The 8,321-nt window shown below is 35.3% G+C and carries 5 protein-coding genes; 3 read left to right on the forward strand and 2 right to left on the reverse strand.

Annotation, left to right across the window (positions count from 1 at the left end):
- Positions 1-496: hypothetical protein (locus OU788_RS11360; RefSeq protein ID WP_274635276.1), on the reverse strand; the 496-nt coding region annotated here is incomplete at its 3' end.
- 195 nt (positions 497-691) lie between these two features.
- On the opposite strand from OU788_RS11360, the gene OU788_RS11365 reads away from it, so the two are divergent.
- Positions 692-2,323, forward strand: a complete 1,632-nt coding sequence (locus OU788_RS11365; protein WP_274635277.1) for an ABC-F family ATP-binding cassette domain-containing protein — start codon at positions 692-694, stop codon at positions 2,321-2,323.
- Positions 2,324-2,435: 112 nt separating this feature from the next.
- Here the strand turns inward: OU788_RS11365 and gcvP are convergent, their stop codons facing one another.
- On the reverse strand, positions 2,436-5,291 hold the full coding sequence (gcvP, locus tag OU788_RS11370) for an aminomethyl-transferring glycine dehydrogenase (RefSeq protein ID WP_274635278.1): 2,856 nt from the start codon (positions 5,289-5,291) through the stop codon (positions 2,436-2,438).
- A gap of 132 nt (positions 5,292-5,423) precedes the next feature.
- On the opposite strand from gcvP, the gene OU788_RS11375 reads away from it, so the two are divergent.
- Both OU788_RS11375 and serA read left to right on the forward strand, forming a co-directional pair.
- On the forward strand, positions 5,424-6,236 hold the full coding sequence (locus tag OU788_RS11375) for a hypothetical protein (protein WP_274635279.1): 813 nt from the start codon (positions 5,424-5,426) through the stop codon (positions 6,234-6,236).
- A 168-nt stretch (positions 6,237-6,404) separates the two neighbouring features.
- Entirely contained in the window at positions 6,405-8,297 is a 1,893-nt protein-coding gene (serA, locus tag OU788_RS11380; RefSeq protein ID WP_274635280.1) for a phosphoglycerate dehydrogenase, read from the forward strand.
- Positions 8,298-8,321 lie beyond the last annotated feature (24 nt).

Genomic DNA, 8,321 nt, shown 5'->3' on the forward strand with positions numbered 1-8,321 from the left:
TAACTACAATTAATTCTTTATCATCCTGAAAATGATAGATTTGCTTTTGTAGCTTTTTCCATTGTTGACGCCAAGAAAGACCATATTCCTTAACCTCGTGAGGAAATGACATATTGTGTTTATCTCTCGAATAAAAAGCATTTTCAGATGGTTGATTTGCGAGGATTTTATCTGCAATATTTTCCACTAACGTTTGGAGAACAACAGCATCACTCGGTTGTGGTATTACTAAATGTCTGCAAACACCAAATTTCTTTTCTATTCGGTAAATTAAAGGCTGAGAAACTTTATAAGTTCCATTTAGGATTTCATTCCTTATCGCTAATGCTCTTTCCTCGATGTTGAAGTTGAAATCGTAATGGTCGTATAAATCTTTTAAATCAAGACTTCTAAGCTGATTTTTCACAATTTTTCTCCAGACATCTGTTAGCTTCTTCTTTTCAAATATTTTTGATAGAGTTGTTTTTCTTAATTTATTGAACCTTTCTGTTTGCATTTATTGTACTCAGCTTGTTGCCAACTCGTTATATGCCATGCTTTAGTTGTTTTATCCGGAGAATAGTGTGGGATATTAAAGTTTTAGCAATTTTTTTATTCTCTCAAATATAACAAAATCAATAAACTATCTAAGTGAAAGTTTTTACAAACTTATTCACAGTTTTTGCTAATTTCGCCGCTTAAAATTATTTGTATGATTACGGTAGATCAATTAACGGTTGAGTTTAGTGGTAACACCTTGTTTAGCGACGTATCGTTTGTAATAAACGAAAATGATAAAATAGCCTTAATGGGTAAAAATGGCGCAGGAAAATCCACCATGATGAAAATTATTGCGGGAGTTTCTAATCCTACCAAAGGAGGGGTTCGCAGTCCGAAAGATACCGTAATCGCTTATTTACCTCAGCACTTGTTAATGGAAGACAATTGCACGGTAAAAGAAGAGGCTTCTAAAGCTTTTGAATCGGTTTTTGCGATGAAAGCCGAAATGGAAGATCTGAACAAACAACTAGAAACTCGTACCGATTACGAATCGGATGATTATATGAAAATCATCGAACGTGTATCGGATTTAGGTGAAAAATACTACGCGTTAGAGGAAGTAAACTACGAAGCAGAAGTAGAAAAAGCCTTAAAAGGGTTAGGATTTAAGCAAGAAGATTTTGAGAGAGCAACCTCTGAGTTTAGTGGAGGTTGGCGTATGCGTATTGAGTTGGCGAAAATCTTACTACAAAAACCCGATTTAATTTTATTAGATGAGCCTACCAATCACGTAGATATCGAGTCGATAATTTGGTTGGAAAACTTCTTATTAAACAAAGCCAAAGCGGTAGTGGTAATTTCGCACGATAAAGCCTTTATCGATAACATTACCAACCGAACTATTGAAGTTACGATGGGAACTGTTCACGATTACAAAGCGAACTATTCACACTATTTAGAGTTGCGTAAAGAGCGTCGTGCACATCAGTTAAAAGCCTACCAAGAACAACAAAAGTTTATTGCCGATACCAAAGCGTTTATCGAGCGTTTTAAAGGAACTTATTCAAAAACAAACCAAGTAGCTTCGCGTGAGCGTATGTTGGAAAAATTGGTTTCTGTAGAAATTGATGAGGTAGATACTTCAGCCTTAAAACTGCGTTTTCCGCCTTCACCACGTTCAGGAGATTATCCTGTAAAAGTGGAAGGATTGACCAAGAAATATGATGATTTAACCGTGTTTAAAGATGCAAGTTTCTCAATAGCTCGTGGTGAAAAAGTGTCGTTTGTAGGAAGAAACGGAGAAGGAAAATCAACCATGATCAAAGCAATTATGGGAGAAATAGATTTTGAAGGAGCATGTGGTTTAGGGCACAATGCCAAAGTGGGCTACTTTGCACAAAATCAAGCATCGTTGTTAGATCCTGAACTAACAATTTTCCAAACCGTAGATGAGGTTGCAGAAGGAGACATTAGAACGCAAATCAAAAATATATTAGGACGTTTTATGTTCTCGGGTGATGATTTAGAAAAGAAAGTAAAAGTACTTTCTGGAGGAGAGAAAACCCGTTTGGCAATGGTAAAATTGTTGTTAGAGCCTGTAAACGTGTTGATTTTAGATGAACCTACGAACCACTTAGATTTAAAATCAAAAGAAGTTATCAAAGAAGCCTTATTACACTTCGATGGAACGTTGATTTTAGTATCACACGACCGTGATTTCTTACAAGGGTTATCTCAAAAAGTATTTGAATTTAAAGATCAACGTGTCATCGAACACTTTGAAACGATTGATGCGTTTTTAGAGCGTAACAACATCAAAGCGTTAAAGGAAATAGACTTGTAGTCATTTCGACCAGAGGGAGAAATCTCTTCAAGGCGAGTAACTCTTATCCTTGAGATTTTTTAAAAACCTCATCGGATAAGATGAGGTTTTTGAATTTGTATGAGTGTTATTTCTAAGCTTCTGCTTCCATATAATCTTCAATAGGATTACAAGAACAAATTAAGTTACGGTCACCAAATGCATCGTCAACACGACGTACAGAAGGCCAAAACTTATTGTCTGCAATATACTCTAAAGGAAATGCTGCTTGTTTACGAGAATATGGTAAATCCCATTCGTCAGCAGTTAACATTTCTTGCGTATGAGGTGCGTTTTTAAGCGGGTTGTTAGGGTTTTCCTTACTCGCTTCAGCAATTTCTTTTCTAATAGAGATTAACGCATCACAAAAACGATCTAATTCTGCTACACTTTCAGATTCTGTTGGTTCCACCATAATTGTTCCAGCTACAGGGAACGATACAGTAGGCGCGTGGAATCCGTAGTCCATTAAACGTTTTGCGATATCTGTTACTTCAATTCCGTTTTGTTTAAAATCACGACAATCTAAAATCATTTCGTGAGCTGCGCGGTTCATTTCACCAGTATATAAAGTGCTAAAATGTCCGTTTAAACGCTCTTTAATATAGTTTGCGTTTAAAATGGCGTTCTTGGTAGAATTAGTCAATCCATCAGCACCTAACATCGTGATGTATCCGTAAGAAATTAAACATACTAAAGCAGAACCCCAAGGAGCAGCTGAAATAGCAGTAATAGCGTTATCACCACCAGTAGTAACTACAGGGTTAGTAGGTAAAAACGGAACTAATTGTGGCGCCACACAAATTGGCCCAACACCTGGTCCACCACCACCGTGAGGAATCGCAAATGTTTTGTGTAAGTTTAAGTGACAAACATCAGCACCAATAGTTGCAGGATTCGTTAATCCTACCTGTGCGTTCATGTTGGCACCATCCATATATACTTGTCCGCCGTTATCGTGGATAATTTGCGTAATTTCTTTAATCGCTTTTTCGTAAACTCCGTGAGTAGATGGATACGTTACCATTAAAGCCGCTAAATTAGCTGCGTGTTTTTCAGCTTTCGCACGTAAATCTTCTACGTCGATGTTTCCTTTTTCATCCGTTTTGGTAACTACTACCTTCATACCTGCCATTACAGCAGATGCAGGGTTAGTTCCGTGAGCAGATGCAGGAATTAAACAGATGTTTCTGTGAGTATCTCCATTAGCTTCATGATAAGCTCTAATAACCATTAAACCAGCAAATTCTCCTTGTGCACCTGAGTTAGGTTGTAAAGAAGTACCTGCAAATCCAGTAACCACGTTTAATTGGTTTTCAAGATTATTTAGCATAACTTGGTATCCTTCAGCTTGATTTAAAGGTACGAATGGGTGAATATTTCCCCATTGTGGATTGCTTAACGGTAACATTTCAGAAGCAGCGTTTAGTTTCATAGTACATGACCCTAAAGAAATCATTGAGTGATTTAACGCTAAATCTTTACGCTCTAATTTTTTAATATAACGCATCATTTCAGTTTCTGATTGATACGTGTTGAATACTTCGTTATCTAAGAATGAAGTTGCTCTTTTTACATCCGCAGGAATAACATCTGCTGTAGTAAATTCAGTAACTAAAATATCTTTGATATTGAATGCTTGCTCGAAACAATCAACAATAGCATTGATTTCTTTTAAACCAACAGTTTCGTTTACAGAGATAGAAATGTGGTTTTCGTCAATGTAGTTAAAGTTGATTCCGTTTGCTTCCGCTACAGGACGTAATTTATCTGTTTCAACTTCTACTAAAATAGTATCGAAATACGAAGTATTTTGTTGTTTGAAACCTAAATCGGTTAAAGCTTTTGCTAACGTTGTAGCACTTGTATGTACGCGATCAGCGATGTATTGTAATCCCTCTTTTCCGTGGAAAACTGCGTACATACCAGCCATAACAGCTAACAATACTTGTGCAGTACAAATGTTAGAAGTTGCTTTTTCACGTTTAATGTGTTGCTCACGTGTTTGTAAAGCCATACGCAATGCACGACCACCGTCAACATCTTTAGTAACCCCAATAATACGACCAGGCATACTACGTTTGTATTCTTCTTTAGTAGCAAAGAATCCTGCGTGAGGACCTCCATATCCTAAAGGAATACCAAAACGTTGCGTAGTACCAACTACCACGTCAGCACCAAATTGTGCAGGCGCTTTTAATTTTACTAATGATAAAATATCAGCAGCAACTGCTACTTTAATGTTTTTAGCATTACAGTTTGCAACAAAGTCAGTATAGTCATAAACTTGACCGTGTTTTCCTGGGTATTGTACAATTGCTCCGAAAAACTCTTCAGAGAAATCAAATTCTTGGTGATTACCAACCACTAATTCAATTCCGATAGGAATTGCGCGTGTTTGTAATACTGATAAAGTTTGTGGTAAAATTTCTTCAGAAACGAAGAATTTATTTACATCAGCTTTCTTTTGTGCTCTATCACGAACATCAAATAATAAAGCCATAGCTTCTGCAGCAGCTGTTCCTTCATCTAATAATGAAGCGTTGGCTAACTCCATTCCTGTTAAATCACAAATCATTGTTTGGTAATTTAACAAGGCCTCTAAACGTCCTTGTGCAATTTCTGCTTGATAAGGCGTGTAGGCAGTATACCATCCTGGGTTTTCTAAAATATTACGTTGAATTACACTTGGTATAATTGCTTCGTGATATCCTAAACCGATATAACTCTTAAAAACTTTGTTTTTTGCACCCAACTCGTTAATGTGAGTTAAGTATTCATATTCACTCATTGCAGGAGCTAAATCTAACTCTTTTTGTAAACGAATATCGTCAGGAATAGTCTCGTAAATCAATTGGTCTAAACTCTCTACGCCAATCGTTTTAAGCATCTGGTCTTGGTCTTTAACACGAGGACCAATATGTCTTAATTGAAATGAATTTGTGTTCATTATTGTGTTGTTGTTTTAAGTGGCTCAAAAATAGTGAAATTGGTTGACTTGTGCGTACATATTTTTTTGTTAAAAAATGATATTTTATTAACCAACACTAAGGGTTATAAACATAAAAGCTATTTTTGTTAGGTGAAGTTTTTTAAAACAGTAATCGATTTTTATATCAATGCTAGTATTCATGTAGCACTGGCAGTTTATGCGTTACTTCGCATAACGGAGATTTATTTTGAAATTCCGCATAATGAATTGTTAGACTGGTTTGTGTTTTTTGCTACTATTACAGGATATAATTTTGTGAAATATGCAGGAATAGCAAAGCTGCATCACAGAAGTTTAACAAAAAACTTACAAGTTACTCAGGTGTTTTCATTGATTTGCTTCTTGTTGATGTGTTATTTTGCATGGTTACTTCCTTTAAGTATTTTACTTTTTTTTGCGCCTTTCGGATTGTTGACTTTTTTATATGCGGTTCCTTTTTTAAGCGGATTTCAGAAAAATTTACGAAGTATTGGATATTTAAAAATTATAGTAGTAGCCATAGTTTGGGCAGGAACCACAGTTTTACTACCAATTTATGCCAATGAGTCTTCTTTTACATCAGAAATGTATTTAATGCTAATTCAGCGTTTTTTATTGGTGATGATACTAATCCTTCCTTTTGACATTCGCGATGTACAATATGATGCTATTTCTTTACAGACCATTCCTAAAAAGATAGGGGTAGAAAATACTAAAAAATTTGGGTATGTTTTGTTGCTTTTATGTTTGGTCTTGGAATTTATGATAAGCCCTAATTCTCATTTTAGAACAGCTTTTTTAGGAGTGTTTTTTCTGCTTCTTTTTCTATTGATGAGAGCACAAACAAATCAATCTAAATATTATAGTTCTTTTTGGGTAGAAGCAGTTCCTATTTTATGGCTATTCTTTCTGTTTTTACTTTAAAAGTGAAATTTTTTAGTGTTGAATGTTGCTAAAATGTAATTGAAGAAATAGTAAAAGCAATATCAGTTTAAAAATTGAAACTTAACTAGCTTGTTATGGAAGTTTTTACGAAAAGCTTTGTACATTCGTTGGCTTAACAACACAACAACAAAAACACAATAAAGTAACATGAATTTAGCAAAACGAAATTTCGTTTTCGATTTCGATAGCACGTTAACACGTGTAGAAGCATTAGATGTTTTGGCAGAAATCACGCTGGCGGGAAATCCGAAAAAAGAAGAGATTGTTCAAGAAATAGTCCATATAACCAATCAAGGGATTGATGGCGATATTTCTTTTACGGAGTCTTTAGAAAAGCGTATTCAATTATTAAAAGCAACAAAGGCAGACTTACCTTTGTTAATTGAGGAGTTAAAACAAAAAGTATCTCTTTCTATAGAAAGGAATAAAGAGTTTTTTGAAAATTTCTCGAATGATATTTATGTGATTTCCGCAGGATTTAAAGAGTTTATCGATCCGATTGTAGCTACATACAATATTCCCTCAGAAAGAGTATTTGCAAACACATTTGAGTTTGATAAAGCAGGTGTAATAGTAGGATTTGATACTCAAAACCCATTATCTAAGCATAATGGTAAAATAGATTGTTTAAAATCCTTAAATTTAGAAGGTGAAGTACAAGTGATAGGGGATGGCTATAGCGATGCAGTGACCAAAGAAGCTGGTGTTGCAGATACCTTTTTTGCATATACCGAAAATGTGTCAAGAGAAAAGACAATTGCCAACGCCGACCATATTACACCGAATTTAGATGAATTTTTATACGTTAACAAATTGCCTAGAAACTTATCATACCCAAAGAACAGAATCAAAATTTTATTATTAGAAAACGTACATCCTGATGCTTTTACAAAGTTATCAGGCGATGGGTTTTCTGTAGAAACTGTGTCAAGAAGTTTGTCGGAAGATGAATTGATTGAAAAATTAAAAGACGTTCATGTGTTAGGGATCCGTTCTAAAACACAAGTAACTCGCAAAGTGATTGAAGCTGCTGAAAAACTAATGGTGGTTTCTGCTTTTTGTATTGGAACCAAGCAAATCGATTTGGAGGCATGTAAAGAAAACGGAGTAGTGGTTTTTAACGCACCATATAGCAATACACGTTCAGTAGTAGAATTAGCGATTGGAGAAATCATTATGTTAATGCGTAGTGTGTTCCAAAGAAGTACTGAAATTCACAACGGTGAGTGGAACAAAACAGCTCAAGGGTCGAGAGAAGTTCGTGGTAAAAAGCTAGGAATTGTAGGGTACGGGAATATTGGTAAACAACTATCTGTATTGGCTGAAGCGCTTGGAATGGATGTATACTATTACGATGTTGAAGACAAATTAGCTTTAGGAAACGCTACAAAGTTGAATACTTTAAAAGAATTATTGAATATTTCAGATGTAGTTACCTTACATGTTGATGATAATTCAGCAAATAAAAACTACATAGGCAAGGAAGAATTAGCTGAAATGAAAGATGGTGCTCATTTGGTAAATCTTTCTCGTGGATTTGTAGTGGATATTGAAGCTTTAGTAGAAGGATTGAAGTCTGGTAAAATTGCCGGGGCTGCTGTAGATGTGTATCCTGAAGAGCCAAGTAAAAATGGTGAGTTTTATACTGAATTAAAAGGGTTGGATAACGTGATTTTAACTCCGCACGTGGGAGGTAGTACAGAAGAAGCTCAAAAAGATATTGCTGATTTTGTTCCGAATAAAATTATGGCATATATCAATTCAGGAAACACGGTAGATGCGGTTAATTTCCCAAATATTCGTTTGCCTAAGCATAAAAATGCACACCGTTTTTTACATATTCATGAAAATGTGCCTGGGGTGATGGCGAAAATCAATAAAGTATTAGCGAAATATGAATTGAACATTACAGGTCAATACCTGTCTACAGATGAAAAAGTAGGGTATGTAATTACTGATGTTGATAAAGAGTATAACCAAGAAGTAATTGCAAAACTGAAAAAAGTAGATGGCACTATTAAATTTAGAGTGCTGTATTAAGAAATATAAAATCCCGCTTAAGCG

This window comes from Tenacibaculum sp. L6 (assembly GCF_028823685.1).
Classification (GTDB): Bacteria; Bacteroidota; Bacteroidia; order Flavobacteriales; family Flavobacteriaceae; genus Polaribacter.

Coding starts and splice junctions, on each gene's coding strand:
- OU788_RS11365 (WP_274635277.1), top strand. CDS start 692: ATGATTACGGTAGATCAATTAACGGTTGAGTTTAGTGGTAACACCTTG.
- serA (WP_274635280.1), top strand. CDS start 6,405: ATGAATTTAGCAAAACGAAATTTCGTTTTCGATTTCGATAGCACGTTA.
- gcvP (WP_274635278.1), bottom strand. CDS start 5,291: ATGAACACAAATTCATTTCAATTAAGACATATTGGTCCTCGTGTTAAA.